Annotated in this window: 9 protein-coding genes, 1 tRNA gene and 2 rRNA genes; 9 read left to right on the top strand and 3 right to left on the bottom strand. The window is 55.8% G+C overall.

Going from position 1 to position 17,690, the window contains the following annotated elements; all coding sequences use genetic code 11:
* Window positions 1-475 precede the first annotated feature (475 nt).
* The 3 genes from AB8B33_RS18330 to AB8B33_RS18320 all read left to right on the top strand — a co-directional run bounded on the left by AB8B33_RS18330 (window position 476) and on the right by AB8B33_RS18320 (window position 4,023).
* Window positions 476-3,362: ribosomal RNA gene (locus AB8B33_RS18330) — 23S ribosomal RNA — on the top strand.
* Window positions 3,363-3,575: 213 nt separating this feature from the next.
* A 5S ribosomal RNA gene (rrf, locus tag AB8B33_RS18325) occupies window positions 3,576-3,690 on the top strand.
* 256 nt (window positions 3,691-3,946) lie between these two features.
* Window positions 3,947-4,023: transfer RNA gene (locus AB8B33_RS18320), tRNA-Met, on the top strand.
* A 279-nt stretch (window positions 4,024-4,302) separates the two neighbouring features.
* Here AB8B33_RS18320 and AB8B33_RS18315 read toward each other — a convergent pair.
* Window positions 4,303-4,797, bottom strand: a complete 495-nt coding sequence (locus AB8B33_RS18315; protein WP_113322757.1) for a YqhA family protein — start codon at window positions 4,795-4,797, stop codon at window positions 4,303-4,305.
* A gap of 355 nt (window positions 4,798-5,152) precedes the next feature.
* Here AB8B33_RS18315 and AB8B33_RS18310 point away from each other — a divergent pair, with 355 nt between their 5' ends.
* From AB8B33_RS18310 to AB8B33_RS18285, 6 genes are all read left to right on the top strand, one after another.
* Window positions 5,153-6,583: a basic amino acid/polyamine antiporter gene (locus AB8B33_RS18310; RefSeq protein WP_113322755.1), complete on the top strand. Its 1,431-nt coding sequence runs from the start codon at window positions 5,153-5,155 to the stop codon at window positions 6,581-6,583.
* Window positions 6,584-6,830: 247 nt separating this feature from the next.
* Entirely contained in the window at window positions 6,831-8,264 is a 1,434-nt protein-coding gene (locus tag AB8B33_RS18305) for a basic amino acid/polyamine antiporter (protein WP_439016436.1), read from the top strand.
* Between the two features lie 18 nt (window positions 8,265-8,282).
* Entirely contained in the window at window positions 8,283-9,530 is a 1,248-nt protein-coding gene (gene arcA, locus AB8B33_RS18300) for an arginine deiminase (protein ID WP_113322751.1), read from the top strand.
* A gap of 83 nt (window positions 9,531-9,613) precedes the next feature.
* Window positions 9,614-11,284 (top strand): alpha/beta hydrolase, encoded by a 1,671-nt coding sequence (locus tag AB8B33_RS18295; RefSeq protein WP_439016435.1) that lies wholly within the window; start codon window positions 9,614-9,616, stop codon window positions 11,282-11,284.
* Between the two features lie 187 nt (window positions 11,285-11,471).
* A complete protein-coding gene (locus tag AB8B33_RS18290; RefSeq protein WP_025669117.1) occupies window positions 11,472-11,966 on the top strand; it encodes a DUF1269 domain-containing protein in 495 nt (164 codons plus the stop codon).
* Between the two features lie 172 nt (window positions 11,967-12,138).
* A complete protein-coding gene (locus AB8B33_RS18285; protein WP_113322747.1) occupies window positions 12,139-13,155 on the top strand; it encodes an AI-2E family transporter in 1,017 nt (338 codons plus the stop codon).
* A gap of 22 nt (window positions 13,156-13,177) precedes the next feature.
* Here AB8B33_RS18285 and AB8B33_RS18280 read toward each other — a convergent pair whose 3' ends face one another.
* Window positions 13,178-16,345, bottom strand: a complete 3,168-nt coding sequence (locus AB8B33_RS18280; protein ID WP_439016434.1) for an efflux RND transporter permease subunit — start codon at window positions 16,343-16,345, stop codon at window positions 13,178-13,180.
* On the bottom strand, window positions 16,342-17,364 hold the full coding sequence (locus tag AB8B33_RS18275; protein WP_439017273.1) for an efflux RND transporter periplasmic adaptor subunit: 1,023 nt from the start codon (window positions 17,362-17,364) through the stop codon (window positions 16,342-16,344). Before AB8B33_RS18275 ends, AB8B33_RS18280 begins: the two co-directional genes overlap by 4 nt.
* Between the last annotated feature and the right edge of the window lie 326 nt (window positions 17,365-17,690).

Genomic DNA, 17,690 nt, shown 5'->3' with positions numbered 1-17,690 from the left:
TGTCTTTTGAAGAAAATACAAGTTTGCATCGGCTTTTGGCCTGATGCCTGTTCTGCATATATCGTGAAGAGAAGATTGATCTGGAGGCTTCCAGGTGTTTTGGGTTTTGCCCAGGATGTCCGAGCCCAGTTCCTGTGAACCCATGGATGGCCTAGCCGGCCGGATATGGTGGAGGGGCTGGAGGTAGGTAGGAAGCTTGTCGCTCTGGGTCGTTGTTGTTTGGTCATCTTTAGGGGGTGAGCATCTGACGGACGACTTGATTACCGTTGCCTGACCGCGCGGTATCGGATCCAATCTCGAGAAGCTGGTCTTAAGACAGGCTGCAAGTGGGCTGCTCGGCGTAGCTCCAATAAAGCAGATCTGTCGAACACGTCGATGGCATTATTGGATTGACTGGGTTGTAAAAGGTAACCCGGTCTGTTGCCGTTTCCTTAGGGGAGCGGGCAGCGAGATGATGAGCATTGGCAATGAGAACGATTAAGTGTCGTAAGGGCATTTGGTGGATGCCTTGGCATGCACAGGCGATGAAGGACGTGATACGCTGCGATAAGCCGTGGGGAGCTGCGAATAAGCTTTGATCCATGGATCTCCGAATGGGGAAACCCACCTTAAATGCTTGGGAAATCTGTTCTGTTGGCTTTTGGTTTGGTCGAAGCGGATGCTTCGCAAGGCCAGAGGCCGTCGCCGGTTATCCGGCGCGCTGTCCGCAGGCCTTCGGCCGTGAGGACAAACAGGAGAGGTTTCCAAGCATTGTTATAAGGTATCTTACTTTCGAATACATAGGGGTAAGAAGCGAACGCAGGGAACTGAAACATCTAAGTACCTGCAGGAAAGGACATCAACCGAGACTCCGCAAGTAGTGGCGAGCGAACGCGGACCAGGCCAGTGGCATTAGTGATTAAAGCGGAACGCTCTGGAAAGTGCGGCCGTAGCGGGTGACAGCCCCGTACGCGTAGATATCATTAATGTCCTAGAGTAGGGCGGGACACGTGAAATCCTGTCTGAACATGGGGAGACCACTCTCCAAGCCTAAGTACTCGTGCATGACCGATAGCGAACAAGTACCGTGAGGGAAAGGTGAAAAGCACCCCGACAAGGGGAGTGAAATAGTACCTGAAACCGGATGCCTACAAACAGTCGGAGGGGGCAACCCTGACGGCGTACCTTTTGTATAATGGGTCAACGACTTAGTGTAACAAGCAAGCTTAAGCCGGTAGGTGTAGGCGCAGCGAAAGCGAGTCTGAATAGGGCGATATAGTTTGTTGCATTAGACCCGAAACCGAGTGATCTAGCCATGAGCAGGTTGAAGGTTGGGTAACACCAACTGGAGGACCGAACCCGCATCTGTTGCAATAGATTGGGATGACTTGTGGCTAGGGGTGAAAGGCCAATCAAACTCGGAAATAGCTGGTTCTCCGCGAAATCTATTTAGGTAGAGCGTCTGGCGAATACTCCCGGGGGTAGAGCACTGGATGGGCTATGGGGACTCACCGTCTTACTGATCCTAACCAAACTCCGAATACCGGGAAGTACTACCAGGCAGACACACGGCGGGTGCTAACGTCCGTCGTGAAAAGGGCAACAACCCTAACCTCCAGCTAAGGTCCCCAAGTCATGGCTAAGTGGGAAAGGATGTGAGGATCCCAAAACAACCAGGATGTTGGCTTAGAAGCAGCCATCATTTAAAGAAAGCGTAACAGCTCACTGGTCTAAATAAGGGTCTTTGCGCCGAAAATGTAACGGGGCTAAAGCCATGCACCGAAGCTGAGGATTCCTCTTTGAGGAGTGGTAGCGGAGCGTTCCGTAAGCTGATGAAGGGAGACCTGTGAGGGCTCCTGGAGGTATCGGAAGTGCGAATGTTGACATGAGTAACGATAAAGAGGGTGAGAGACCCTCTCGCCGAAAGACCAAGGGTTCCTGCTTAAAGTTAATCTGAGCAGGGTTAGCCGGCCCCTAAGACGAGGCGGACACGCGTAGTCGATGGGAACCACGTTAATATTCGTGGGCCTGGTGGTAGTGACGGATCGCACAAGTTGTTCATTCTTATTGGATTGGATGGGCAGCGGAGCGGTTCCAGGAAATAGCTCCACCGTATAGACCGTACCCGAAACCGACACAGGTGGTCAGGTAGAGTATACCAAGGCGCTTGAGAGAACTATGTTGAAGGAACTCGGCAAATTGCACGCGTAACTTCGGAAGAAGCGTGACCCCATAGTAGGCAACTATTGTGGGGTGGCACAGACCAGGGGGTAGCGACTGTTTATCAAAAACACAGGGCTCTGCGAAGTCGCAAGACGACGTATAGGGTCTGACGCCTGCCCGGTGCTGGAAGGTTAAGAGGAGAGGTGCAAGCTTTGAATCGAAGCCCCAGTAAACGGCGGCCGTAACTATAACGGTCCTAAGGTAGCGAAATTCCTTGTCGGGTAAGTTCCGACCTGCACGAATGGCGTAACGACTTCCCCGCTGTCTCCAACATAGACTCAGTGAAATTGAATTCCCCGTGAAGATGCGGGGTTCCTGCGGTCAGACGGAAAGACCCCGTGCACCTTTACTATAGCTTTACACTGGCATTCGTGTCGGCATGTGTAGGATAGGTGGTAGGCTTTGAAGCAGGGACGCCAGTTTCTGTGGAGCCATCCTTGAAATACCACCCTTATCGTCATGGATGTCTAACCGCGGCCCGTTATCCGGGTCCGGGACAGTGTATGGTGGGTAGTTTGACTGGGGCGGTCGCCTCCGAAAGAGTAACGGAGGCGCGCGATGGTGGGCTCAGACCGGTCGGAAATCGGTCGTCGAGTGCAATGGCATAAGCCCGCCTGACTGCGAGACTGACAAGTCGAGCAGAGACGAAAGTCGGTCATAGTGATCCGGTGGTCCCGCGTGGAAGGGCCATCGCTCAACGGATAAAAGGTACGCCGGGGATAACAGGCTGATGACCCCCAAGAGTCCATATCGACGGGGTTGTTTGGCACCTCGATGTCGGCTCATCGCATCCTGGGGCTGGAGCAGGTCCCAAGGGTTTGGCTGTTCGCCAATTAAAGCGGTACGTGAGCTGGGTTCAGAACGTCGTGAGACAGTTCGGTCCCTATCTGCCGTGGGTGTAGGAATATTGACAGGATCTGTCCCTAGTACGAGAGGACCGGGATGGACATATCTCTGGTGGACCTGTTGTCCTGCCAAGGGCATAGCAGGGTAGCTATATATGGACGGGATAACCGCTGAAGGCATCTAAGCGGGAAACCCACCTGGAAACGAGTATTCCCTATCAGAGCCGTGGAAGACGACCACGTTGATAGGCCGGGTGTGGAAGTGCGGCAACGCATGAAGCTTACCGGTACTAATAGCTCGATTGGCTTGATCGTTCTCATTGACTATGCTCATCGAACAAAGTTCGATAAGCCTGACCTTTTGTCCTCACGCGCCATAGGCGCTGCGGACGGCGCGCCGGACAACCGGCGACGCGCTTTGCGCTTGCGGCCTTCTGGCCGAAGGTGCCTCGCGAAAGGTAAGACGTGTTCAAATAAAAGGATGTGAAAACATCCACCAGCTTCTCAACACAAGTTGCGCTTCGCTGACCTGGTGGTCATGGCGGGGTGGCTGCACCCGTTCCCTTTCCGAACACGGCCGTGAAACGCCCCAGCGCCTATGGTACTTCGTCTTAAGACGCGGGAGAGTCGGTCGCTGCCAGGTCTGCAAAACGCAACTCGTGTAAATCTTCTCTTTACGAAACTTACGGCCCAAAGCCGATCAAAGGGCCGCTCGCAAAGCGGCCTTTTGTGTTTGGGGCCACAGGAACACGAGACAAATTGCAAAGCAATTTGCTCGGCACAGATCCGTAAATCGCAAAGCGATTTACGCAGACGATATTTTGCCAGAGGCAAAAATCGGTCGGTATTTTGCCAATAGGCAAAAACCTGGACGGACGACGCTAGCGTCGCCTGGATAACGCGGGGTGGAGCAGCCCGGTAGCTCGTCAGGCTCATAACCTGAAGGCCGCAGGTTCAAATCCTGCCCCCGCAACCAAACTCTTTCCGAAGATCAAAACGAAAAAGCCCTCCATATCGGAGGGCTTTCGTATGTCTGCACCAGCGCTCGCATCGTCGGGCTCCGTGCAATTCCTTCTCCCCGAAATACCGAAGTCCGTTATCGCAGGCGCTAAGACCGCATCTTCGATGGCCATCCCGACGCCTAGTCCTGCGTTCAATAGCCGCAAGGGTCTACGCAGCGAATGCAGCAATGCCGCAACACAAAACCACAAGCCCGCCGCAAAGCGGGTTGTTTTATTGTCGCGAGAAAAAGCAATCACTTTTGTGCCGCTCGCCTGCGGTTCTCGTCATGCGACGAACTCGCCACCAGTTTCATTGCGGCAGCGAGCAGGACGATAGCACCGGGCAGCACGAGAGTGTTCCACTCAAGCTCTCCCTCGGTTTCTGCGATGAGCGTCGCAAAATGAACCACCAAATACAAAATGATGACCTGGAAGAAGAGAATCTTCAATTCATTAATTGTGGACAGCAGCATCCACCTCGGCACTTTTCGACGCTCATCGTCCGACACATCGAAAACGAATCCGAACGTAATCGCATATGCAAAGATGATCAGAATGATGCCGAAAATGAACTTATCGGTAGAACGCAGCACTGCCGCGATAACGGACGAACTTGGATCCATACGAACGGCCGCGAACGCATTTCCGAGCGTCAGCGTGCCCTCCCAGAACGTGAGTGCAGCACCGCTTAGAAGGCCTAAAGGCGCGATGATGATGACATAGCGCAGCGATAGAAACAGCGAGAGCATAAACGTACTCCGTCGGCGGAACTGACGGTGGTCAAACCACCTTGCTATGTCGGGGGCAACGGCTCCATCCGGGCATGCCCAGCACCCCGCGTCAGCAAAAGCTAATCAATGACTCCTGAACCAGAAGATCGGAGGAAAGGAACTCTGGTCAATCGTTCAGGTTATTCAGATATTTGCGTGTACGGTTGGCAAAGCATAGCCCGGACCGCTCCGCCCCGCCATTGCCGTCGGGTCATTCCAGGTCGAAATGGACTTGAAGCATAGTCTTGGGATTCCATGCCGATTACCGGGACTCCGGGGCAAGGCTAAAGTGGCAATTCGACGAACACGACCAGTCCGCCAGGAGCGCGTGACGATGACTTCAGATTCAAATCGGCATTTTTCCGTTTGGACATTGATGGCGATGGTCGTGGGCTCAATGGTCGGGGCCGGAATTTTTTCTCTGCCGCAGGCCTTCGGACGCGCGACCGGACCGTTCGGCGCATTGATCGCGTGGTCGATCGCCGGTATCGGCATGCTGATGCTAGCCTTCGTATTTCAGACACTGTCTCGACGAAAACCGGAGTTGGACGCAGGGATATACGCCTATGCAAAAGCCGGGTTCGGCAACTATCTCGGGTTTCTCTCTGCGCTTGGATATTGGTCGGCTGCCTGCCTCGGCAATGTTTCGTATTTCGTCCTGATCAAGTCGACACTTGGCTTGTTTTTCCCCGTCTTCGGGGACGGTAACACAATCATCGCGATCTTCTGCTCATCGATCCTGCTGTGGCTCTTTCACACGCTCATTCTGCGCGGTGTCAAAGGCGCAGCCGCGATCAACACCATCGTGACTTTCGCCAAGATCATTCCAATTATCCTTTTCATTGCCTTTGTTGCCTGGGGATTCCACGCGGATATTTTCGCTGCCAATTTCTGGGGCGGCGAGGACGTCAGTTTCAGCAACGTCGCCAGCCAGGTTCGCGCCACGATGCTTGTGACCGTCTTCGTCTTTGTCGGAATCGAAGGCGCCAGTGTGTATTCCCGCTATGCGCGGAACCGCAACGATGTTGGAGTGGCAACGCTTGTGGGTTTCCTCGGCGTATTATGCCTGCTTGCTCTTGTTACGATCCTTTCCTATGGCGCCATGTTGCGCGCCGATCTTGCAGGACTGCGCAATCCGTCCATGGCCGGCGTTCTGCAAAGCATCGTTGGACCTTGGGGGGCCGTATTTGTCAGTTTGGGATTGTTGATTTCCGTTCTGGGCGCCTACCTGTCGTGGGTGCTTCTCGCCGCAGAAATTCTTTTTTCGGCCTCGAAATACGAAACCATGCCGCGGTTTTTGTCGCACGAAAACAGAAACGGAGTGCCCTCGAACGCATTGTGGCTCACCAATATCGTCGTCCAAACGTTTTTGATTCTGACGCTGTTTACGCAATATGCGTTCAGACTTGCGCTCGAGCTGACGAGCTCGATGATCCTCGTTCCCTATCTCCTCGTTGCCGCGTACGGATTTAAACTTGCCTGGTCAGGCGAAACATACGACCGGGATCCGGCTGGCCACCGGACGGATCTGATACGTGCCGGGATCGCCCTGATATACACTGTGGGCTTGATCTATGCGGCCGGAGCAAAACACCTGCTGCTATCGGCGGTGATCTACGGGCCGGGTTCAATTCTCTTTATTGTTGCGCGCCGCGAAGGGGGCAAAACCGTCTTCACTCCAAGCGAATTGATCATGTTCGCAGCCGCGAGTCTCGGCGCGGCAATAGCGGTCTATTCCATCACAACAGGTCTCATTTCCGTTTGACCGAGCGCCGTGACGGTGTGCGTCGAAAGAAACGCTTTGGCGCCATTGCTGGCTCAGTTAGTCGCAGCGTTTCATTTCGGTCCAAAAGGTCGTTGCTTGCGTAAGTCGCGCACGAAAATCGGGACGCGAAGAATGGTCGTGGGATTCTATGCTGATCCACTGGAGGACCGAACAACACTATAATTCAAATCAGCACTCGCTACGGTCAGCGCACTCGGACATTTGATAGAGTTTTGTAGGGGACACCATGACTTCAGACTCTACTCAGAAATTCTCGTTGTTTGCGCTAACGGCCATGGTCGTCGGATCGATGGTCGGCGCTGGCATATTCAACCTGCCCGGTCGGTTCGGTGCCGCAACAGGCCCATTTGGCGCCATGATCGCCTGGGCGATCGCGGGCACCGGCATGTTCATGCTCGCCCGCGTGTTTCAAGCGCTTGCCGAGAAAAAGCCGGATATCGACTCGGGCGTGTTCGCCTATGCCAAGGCTGGCTTCGGCAACTATATGGGCTTCCTGTCGGCTTTTGGCTACTGGCTTGGTAGTTGCCTTGGCAACGTCTTCTACTGGGTGCTGATCGGCTCGACGCTGGGGCGCTTTTTCCCTGCCGTCTTCGGCGACGGAAGCAGCGCCACGGCGATCATCGTGTCGTTGATCGGTATCTGGGCATTTCATTTCATGATCCTGCGCGGCGTCGAGCAGGCGGCGTTCATCAACACCATCGTCACCATCGCCAAGATCGTACCGATCCTCGTCTTCATCCTGATGCTGATCTTCTCCTTCCACTACGGGCAGTTTGCCGAAAACTTCTTCGGCGGCGCCGGCATGCCGGAAAAGTCGTTGGTCGCGCAGGTGCGTGACACCATGCTGATCACCGTGTTTGTTTTCCTCGGGATCGAAGGGGCGAGTGTCTATTCGCGCTTTGCCAAAGAGCGCGCGGATGTCGGCACCGCCACGATTCTGGGGTTCGTTGGCGTCACCGGCCTGATGGTGGCGGTCACTCTGCTGCCCTACGCAGCGATGCCGCAATCGGCTATCGCAGCCCTGCAGCAGCCTTCGATGGCCAGCGTTCTCGAGGCGGTCGTCGGTCATTGGGGCGCCGTCTTCATTTCCATCGGCGTTCTGGTCTCGGTTCTTGGCGCTTATCTCGCCTGGTCGCTGATTTGCGCCGAGGTCCTGTTTGCTGCCGCCAAATCTGAGGACATGCCGCGGCTTTTTGCCGCGCAGAACGGCAATCGGGTGCCTGCCAATGCCCTGTGGCTGACCAACATCGTCGTGTCGCTATTCGTCATCTCCACCTACTGGTCCCGGGATGCGTTCAACTTCATGCTCGACATGACCAGCGTCACGGCTCTTTTGCCCTATCTGCTTGTCGCGGGTTACGGCGTGCTGCTCGCCCGCAGTGGCGAAGGCTATGAAGAAACCGCCAATGAACGCGGCCGCGACCAGATCTTTTCCTGGATTGCGGTCATCTACACGATCATCATGTTCATCGCCGCCGGGCTGAAATATGTGCTGCTTGTAGCGGTCTTGTTCGTGCCAGGCACAATTCTCTACGTCTGGGCGCGGCGTGAGCAGAAGGTGCAGATGTTTACGTCTGTCGAACTCATCGTTTTGGCCGTCACGGTGATCGCCGGCATGATCGGCGCCTACGGCCTGCTGAGCGGCACTATCACGCCTTGATAGGGAGGTAGAAGAATCATGACCCAAGACATCACATTTGGCGTTCACTCCGAGGTCGGCCAATTGCGCAAGGTGATGGTTTGTGCGCCTGGTCGTGCCCATCAGCGCCTGACGCCGACCAACTGCGACGCCTTGCTCTTCGACGACGTTCTCTGGGTCGACAACGCCAAGCGAGATCATTTCGACTTCATGACCAAAATGCGCGACCGCGGCGTCGAAGTGGTGGAGATGCACAATCTGCTCGCCGAAACCGTTGCGGTCCCTGAAGGCAAGAAGTGGATCCTCGACAACCAGGTGGTGCCAAACCAGGTCGGTCTAGGCCTCGTCGATGAGATCCGCAGCTATCTTGAAGGATTGTCCAACCGCGAATTGGCGGAAACTCTGATCGGTGGCCTGTCGACGCAGGAATTCCCTGAGACCCACGGCGGCGAAATGCTGAAGCTGGTACGCGAGGCGGCTGGCGTCACCGAATATCTGCTGCCGCCGCTGCCCAACACGCTGTACACCCGCGATACGACCTGCTGGATCTATGGCGGCGTGACGCTGAACTCGCTCTACTGGCCGGCACGCCACGAGGAGACCATACTCACCACCGCCATCTATAAATTCCATCCTGACTTCGCTGGCAAGGTCAAGGTATGGTGGGGCGATCCGACCAAGGACTGGGGTCTTGCCACGCTCGAGGGCGGAGACGTCATGCCGATCGGCAAAGGCAATGTACTCATTGGCATGAGCGAACGCACCTCGCGCCAGGCGATCAGCCAGGTTGCCGCCAATCTCTTCGCGCAAGGTGCAGCCGAACGGGTCATTGTGGCGGCAATGCCGAAACTGCGTGCCGCGATGCACCTCGATACAGTGTTCACCTTTGCCGATCGCGATTGCGTGCTGCTCTATCCCGATATCGTCAATGGCATCTCCGCCTTTTCGTATCGGCCCGGTGCAACGCCGGGAACGGTCGAACTGCACAAAGATAAGGGAACATTTGTTGAGACTGTCCGCGACGCTCTAGGCCTCAAGGAGCTACGTATCGTTGAAACGGGCGGTAACGATTATATGCGCGAACGCACGCAGTGGGACAGTGGTGCCAATCTCGTTTGCGCTGCCCCGGGTGTCGTCTTCGCATATGATCGCAACACCTACACCAACACGCTTTTGCGTAAGCAGGGCATCGAGGTCATTACCATCATAGGCGCCGAGCTTGGCCGCGGTCGTGGCGGCGGCCATTGCATGACCTGCCCGATCATCCGCGACGCGGTGGATTACTAATTCTGGGATGCTTTGATCGCTGTGGCAAATACTGCGCACGCTTTATAGTAGCAAAGTTTAACGCCTACTGTGCGGAGGGTTAGTTGCAGGCGAAAATTGTTGCATTGGCGAGATCATTCTCAATTTTCGGTTTGGTTGTCGGCACTGTCTTTTTCGCTGCATCCTTAAGCCCGAGCCTGATGCCACGAACTTACCTGGTTCAAGGCATTGTTGCTGGTTTCTGCGCAGCGCTGGGTTATGGGATCGGCGTATTGCTGCGTTGGCTTTGGCTCTATTTGGAGCTGCCGCTGCCGCGTGTTCGAACAACTGTGAAGATCGCGTCTATTGTCATCTGCATCGCAATTGCGGCCATCGTTCTTTGGAGAGCCACCGAATGGCAGAACTCCATTCGGAAGCTGATGGGGCTCGATCCAGTGCAAAGCGCAGAGCCCTTTGAGCTCGTTGTCATTGCGCTGGCTGTGTTCGGTTTGCTGGTGTTGTTCGCGCGGCTCTTCAGGCTGACCTGGATGGCTCTCGCGGCTTTGTTCGAACGATTTCTTCCAAGACGAGTGTCCATTCTCGTCGGCGGTTTGATTGCAGTCGGATTGTTTTGGTCGATCGCAGAGGGTCTTCTTTTCAGAACAGCGTTGCGGATTGCGGATAGCTCATTCCAGCAGCTCGACGCCATGATTGACGATGATCTGGCGATGCCGGGTGATCCTCTAAAAACAGGCAGTGCGGCTTCTCTTATCGACTGGAAAGAACTGGGTCGGCGGGGCCGCGAGTTCATTATTTCCGGGCCTACAGGCGCTGAAATTGGCAATTTCTTCCACGAAAACGCTCTCGACCCTATCCGGGTTTATGTCGGACTTAACAGCGCAGATACCGCTGAGGAGAGAGCTCGGTTGGCTTTGGCGGAGCTCAAGCGAAACGGGGCTTTCAAGAGATCTATCCTGATCGTCATTGTTCCAACAGGGACTGGTTGGGTCGACCCCGCGGCAGTGGACACAGTCGAATTCCTTCACAAGGGCGATGTTGCGAGCGTAGCCCTCCAGTATTCATACCTGAGCAGCTGGCTGTCGCTGTTGGTCGAGCCAGCCTACGGCGCAGAAGCGGGGCGCGCGCTTTTTCGTGAAGTCTATCGCTATTGGATCACGCTCCCTCGTGATCAGCGCCCGAAACTGTACCTGCATGGGCTCAGCCTCGGCGCAATGAATTCAGAGCTTTCGGCCGATCTCTTCGATATCGTTGCCGACCCGTTTCAAGGCGCATTGTGGAGCGGGCCTCCCTTCCAGAGCCGCACGTGGAAGTCGGTGACTGCCAATCGCAATCCCGGTTCGCCCGCCTGGTTGCCGCGTTTCCGCGACGGCTCCATCGTTCGATTTACCAATCAGCATAATGCGCTGGACATCTCGGGTTCCGTCTGGGGGCCGATCCGGATCGTTTACCTGCAGTATGCCAGCGATCCAGTAACGTTTTTCGATTTTCATTCGCTCTACCGGGAACCTGATTGGATGAAGATGCCACGCGGTCCGGATGTATCCCCTGAGTTTCGCTGGTTCCCTCTGGTCACAATGACGCAACTTTTACTGGACATGGCAACAGCCACCACATCTCCGATCGGGTATGGCCATGTCTATGCACCGGAACACTATATCGATGCGTGGATTGCCGTCACTGATCCGCAGGGTCTTTCCCCCGATGATGTTCTCCGCCTCAAAACATTTTTCGAGAACAAGTTTCGAAGTGGCGCTGAGGTGGCCGCGCACGGATAGGGTCTTAGTCAACTACGGCGCTGGTCGACTGTAGTGTCGTATGCATTGCCGACGGCGCATTCAAAAAGAGACGCAACGCATCACTCTGGGATTCTGTGCCAATTTCCTCGCTGCATTCGCGCGATATGTTTTCGATGTGGCCTCGTGATCAAGGTCTAAGGGTTCGGTTCACAACTTGGAGGGTGTCATGTCTAGTCTGATCGCCATCGTCTATCCAACGGAAGCAAAGGCTGAGGAGGTGCGCCGACGCCTTATCGAACTGCAGAAGGAGTATTTGATCAAACTTGGTGACGCTGTCATCGCAACCAAGACACAGGGCGGCAAAGTCAGGCTGAACCAGCTTGTAAGTATGACGACGTCTGGAGCTGTATCGGGCAGTTTTTGGGGCCTTCTCGTGGGTGTCCTATTTCTGAACCCGCTCATCGGCGCGGCGGTGGGGGCGGCATCGGGAGCCATCGCAGGCGCACTAACCGATGTCGGCATAGACGATGCATTCATGAAAGACCTTGCGAGCAGTCTGCAGCCCGGGAATGCGGCGTTGTTTGTGCTGGTGCAGGAAATGACGGCCGATAAGCTGCTGAAGGAGATATCCGGTTTTGGCGGTGTGGTGCTTAAAACCTCCTTGGATGAGACCAAGGAGCAGACTTTACGTGATGCCCTGCAGAAAGATGCGGCAGCCTAATTGGCCGATGTTCACGCCTGAAGCGTAACCCATTGTGATCGCCGGCATTGAGCCGGCGAGAAGGAGGTATGCGGAAATCGAAATTTTCGAAGTCGCCAAGCAATCCAGGCGACGCCCAATCGGCGCATGAACATCCTGATATTCCGTTTGGCGAGCCGATAGGGAGTGAAACATGACAGGACAAAGGCAATTCGGACCTATTGCGACCGGCATTCTGATTCTTGCCCTCCTTCATTTCGCTCAGGCGATCTTCGTTCCGCTTGCATTCTCGCTGTTTCTCATCGCGTTGGTTTGTCCAATCCAATCCACACTGCAGCGGTGGTTGCCGCAGCTGATAGCGCTGCTTCTCACCCTTATTCTAACGATGGCAATCATTGCCGCCATCAGTTCATCGGTCGCTTGGGGGTTCGGCAAACTCGGTCAATGGCTTTTCACCAATGCGGGTCGTTTCCAGCTCATCTACGCGAGCTGGACCGATTGGCTGGAAGGACATGGCATAGCAATCGCCGGCGTGCTCGCCGACCGTTTCGATGTGAGGTGGCTGGTCGGCTTCACGCAAGGAATGGCCGGTCGAGTCAATAGTTTTGCCGGCTTCGCACTGCTGGTTCTTGTCTTCACCATGCTTGGTCTGCTCGAGGTTGACGATTTCAACGAAAGACTGAAGACCCCTGCTGCGCAGCCTTATGGCGCGCGCATTCTCCTTGCAAACCGCGAGATTGGCATGAAATTGCGCCGCTTCATGATCGTGCGCACATTCGCCAGTTTGTTGACGGGTCTCGTCGTCTGGATGTTCGCGCTCGCGGCAGGGCTGGAACTTGCGGCCGCTTGGGGCGCGATCGCCTTTACGCTCAATTATATTCCGTTCTTGGGTCCGTTTGTCGCAACGGTATTGCCGACACTGTTTGCCATTGCCCAATTCGAGTCATGGCCGATGGCGGTCGGGGTCTTCGTGGGGCTCAACCTGATCCAATTTGTTATCGGGAGCTATCTTGAGCCGCTGCTGATTGGCACTTCTCTTTCGATTTCGCCGTTTGCGGTAATTTTCGCAGTGTTTTTCTGGAGCTTCATGTGGGGTGTTCCTGGCGCCTTCATCGGTGTGCCAATTCTAATTGCCTTCATTGTCTATTGCTCAGGCGAGAAATCCACGAGATGGATCGCGACACTCGCTTCGCGAGGGTCGTCGACATGACCGGCCGGTGAATCTGGGCCGGTCAGCGTGAAGACTGTCGTTGTTCCGCCCTCTTTGCTTCCCGAGCATCGCCGAGCGGGCGGGTGAACCGGCCTGAAAACCATTCTGCAAATCGTTCCACAACGACGAACAATCCCGGGATCAACAATATTCCCACGGTCGTTGCCGCCAACATGCCTCCGAGAATGGTGACGCCAAGTGCCTGGCGGGCGTTGGCACCGGCGCCCGTTGCGACCACCAGCGGGATCATCCCCAAGATAAACGAAACGGCAGTCATCATCACCGCCCTAAAACGCTGAGCCGCTGCAGAAACCGCTGAATCAACGATCGAGAGCCCGCGCTCCCGCTCAACTCGCGCAAATTCGACGATCAGGATGGCATTTTTCGAAGCGAGGCCAATCAGTAAAACGATACCAATCTGGGCATACAGCGAGTTTTCCAGTCCTGATACTGCGAGCGCCGTGATTGCGCCTAAAGCGGCAAAGGAGAGCGAGAGGATAATGGAGACCGGCAGGGTCCAGCTTTCGTACTGGGCAACAAGAAACAAGAACGCAAAGATGAGCGCCAGCGCCAAAATCATGGGGGTCTGCGCCGCAGATTGCCGCTCCTGCAGGGACAGCCCTGACCATTCGTAGCCGTAGCCTTCAGGCAGCACTTCTGAGGCCGCGCTCTCGAAAGCCGCCATCGCCCGAGCCGAACTGGTTCCCACAGCTGGAATTCCGTTTATAGGAGCGGCGGGAAAAAGATTATAGCGCGACAGCGAAAACGGTCCGAGGTCTGGTTCCAGGGTTACCAGAGTGCGCAGGGGTACCATCGTGCCATCGCGGCTTCTGACATGCAGATTGAGAACATCATCCGGAATTGTTCTGAACTGGCTGTCCGCCTGCAGGTTGACCTTGAATGATCTGCCGTCATGCGTGAAATCGTTGACATATCTTCCGCCGAACTGGGCTCCGAGCGTTGAATAAATCTGGTCGACGCTGACGCCCAGGCTTTCGGCACGCACGCGATTGACATTCACGAAAACCCGGGGGACATCCGCCGAGAAAGAACTGGATGCAATCGCAATCTCCGGCGTCTGGCCGGCAGCGGCTATCAGCGCCCGTGCCACCTGACTGATGTCTTCCGGCGATTGGCCCAAGTGTGCTTGTAGCCTGAAGTCCAATCCCCCCACTTGCCCGATGCCGGGGATGGGCGGAGGAGCGAATACAGCAACGTTGGCCTGCGGAAGGGTCGAGAAGCGCGCATTGAGCGATGCCAATAAGGCTGTTGTTGACAGGTTTGGCGCGTCTCTTTTTTCCCAGGGATCCAGCATGACAATGGCGAAGCCGCCATTCGGCACAGAGCCGCCCTGCAGAAGGCTGAAACCGGATATCGTCACGACCTTCGCCACGCCCTCCGTTTCTCGCAGCGCCGCTTCAACCTGTTGCATCGTTTTTTCGGTGGTCGAAAGTGTGGATGCATTGGGTAGCTGAAGGTCCACAAAGAGGAAGCCCTGATCCTCATCCGGCAGGAATGACGACGGCACTTTCAGGAAAAGCAGCATTGCTACGACGATCGTGGCAGCAAGGATGCCAAGAACAATGACGATACGCCGAGCGAGACCGCTGACAACACGGGTATAGCCACTACGCGTCTTTTCCAGCACGGACTCGAATCTTGCCAGCGGCCCGCTGAGTTCTGCCGGCTTGCGGAGAAGGGTCGCGCAAAGGGCCGGGCTCAAGGTTAAGCCGATAAAAGATGAAAAGACGAGCGATGCGGAGATTGTGACCGCAAACTGCCGGTAAAGCTGGCCGTTAATGCCTTGCAGAAATGCCGTCGGAACAAACACGCCCAGTAGCACCATCGTCGTGGAGATGATCGGGCCGGTGACCTGTAGCATGGCCCTTTCACTGGCAGTTTTTGCGTCCAATCCCTGATCTTTCATGAGCCGCTGCACATTTTCCACGACGAGAATGGCGTCATCAACAACAAGTCCCGTCGCCAGTATGAGCGCAAGCAGCGTGATGAGATTGATTGAAAACCCCGCGACATAGAGAACGGCGAATGTGGCGATCAGCGATGCCGGAATGGCGAGCGCAGGAATTATGGTGGCGCGCCATTCGCCAAGAAACAAGAAAGTGACCGCCACCACAATTACGAAGGTGATTGCGAGCGTTATGATGATTTCGCGAATGGACGCGCGCACGAACTGCGTCGAGTCATAAACCGGCTCATAGGTCAGACCGTGCGGAAACTGTCGCGAGAGAGTTTCAAGTTCCTTGGTCACCGCATCTGCTGTACCCAGCGCATTGGCGCGCGGCGCCTGATTTACGACGAGCATTGCACCAGGAGCTCCGTTCACTCTCACGCTGGACGCGTAGCTTTGCGCCCCGAGTTCGACCCGGCCGATATCGCGAATGCGAACGAGAGCGCCCGCCTGGCCTGTCTTCACGATAATGTCGCGGAAGGCTCCGGTCTCCTCAAGTCGGCCTTGGGCGACCAGCGTGTACTGAACCTTCGCATTGTCTTGCGAAGGTGGACCGCCGACCTGGCCGATCGACGCCTGAATATTCTGGGCTTGAATTGCCGATGCGACATCATCCGGTGTTATCTCGAGCGCTGCCATGCGCACGGGATCCATCCAGATGCGCATACTATATTGGGACGATCCCATGACCGACGCTTCGCCGACACCCGGCACGCGCGATAGGGCGTCTGTGACATTCATGGAGAGGTAATTGGCAATGTCGAGTTCGCTGAGCGTGTGATCCGGGGAATAGAAGCCGAAGGCCACCAGGAAATCAGGAGAGCGGGCTCGCACGGTGATCCCCTGCTGGGAGACCGCGGCCGGCAACTGTGCGGTTGCAAGTTGAGCACGATTCTGGACGTTGATCTGGGCGAGGTTGGGATCGGTGCCGACGGCGAAGGTCACCGTTAGGGTATAGGAACCGGCATCGGAGCTGTTTGATGACATATATATCATGTCATCGACGCCATTGATCGCCGTTTCCAGAGGGTCCCCGACCACCTTTGCGATAACCTCGGCATTGGCGCCGGGATAGAAAGCCGAAACCGTGATGCTTGGCGGCGTTATGTTGGGATATTGGGCAATGGGAAGCCCGAAAATTGATAGGCCGCCGGCGAGGCATAGGATAATGGCGACGACAATTGCGAACCGTGGACGGGAGATGAAGAAGCCCGAAATCATGGCTGCTTCCCAGCATCTTGCTCGACGGGCTGGACAGCGATGCCATCGGAGAGCCGCTGCGTCCCTTGCACAACGATCTTTTCTCCCGATTTCACACCCTGTCGGACAGCCCACAGATCACCGACCTTCGCCCCGGTGTCGATACGGCGTTGCCGAACAATATTGTTCTCACCCATCACGTATAAGAAGCGACCGTCGCGGTCCTGCAGGACGGCGGTTTGGGGCACGGATGGCCCCATGGCCTGCTGGACGCTACCGACAATGAGCTTGACGAACTGGCCAGGCATCAACAGTCCCTCGGGATTTGGGAATATCGTTCCGACGGTTGCTGTTCCTGTTCTTGAATCGACTTCTGGCGATAGGAACTCCAGAATACCATCCTGATTGTAAACGCTGCCGTTCGGTAACCTCAGGGTCAATTTCATGGCCTCGGCTGTCGATTTCATCTCCGCCGCGTCTCTTTGACGAAAGGTTGTGATGTCTCCTTCGGTGACAGAAAAGGCAACGCGCACCGGATCGACCTGCACCAGTCGAACAAGCGCTCCGACATCCGGACCAACGAAATTGCCTTTGGTAAAAAGCGGCTGACCGACGCGGCCCGAGATCGGCGCTGTTATGCGCGTGTAGGAAAGATCGAGTTCAGCCTTCGTGAGGCCTGCCTGAGCTGCGGCAAGGTCGGCGGTCGCAATCTCAAAGGCTGTCTGGGACTCTTCATAGGCGGCGCGCGCCACGGTGCTGCGTCGGACAAGTTCCGCATTCCTGTTTCGATTATCCGTGGCCTGGTGAAGGGTTGCCTCGGCACGTGCGACCTGCGCCTTGGCAGTGGCGACGGCAGCTTCATAGAGCGCAGGCTCAATGACGAACAGAATATCGCCATCGCTTACGGCCGCGCCCGGACTGAATGCGACTTCCTCGATGAAACCCGAAACGCGAGCGCGAACGTCCACCGCCTCCAGGGCCTCTACGCGGCCGATATTCTCACTCGGAGATTCAACCGGTCCATCGACAACCGATTGCACCACGACAGTGGGGGCCGGCCGGCCCACAGGAGGGGTGTCCTGCGCTGAAATGCGGACCGGCAATGCTAAAAAAAAGACGAGCCAAGGAGAGATGGCAAGGATAGTCCAGGAGATATTTTTCATCTGGATCTCCAAGGCGATAGCATCGTCGCACGGAGAAAATATATATTGCGGACCACTGTGCGAACAAGAAATTCCCTACCACTCCACATAGAAATGGACTGATTGCCAAGATTTGGGACGTGGAGCGAATAGAGATCAGTTTGACCTGTTGCGCACCAAGAGATGTGGCGGCCATTTGCTGCTGACGTGCAGGGGTGGTCCGA

Origin of the sequence: Rhizobium sp. 768_B6_N1_8, from assembly GCF_051811225.1 — a bacterium.
In the GTDB taxonomy this organism is placed as follows: Bacteria; Pseudomonadota; Alphaproteobacteria; order Rhizobiales; family Rhizobiaceae; genus Rhizobium.
The sequence above is the reverse complement of the archived record's forward strand: the minus strand, read 5'-3'. Positions and strand labels throughout refer to the sequence as shown.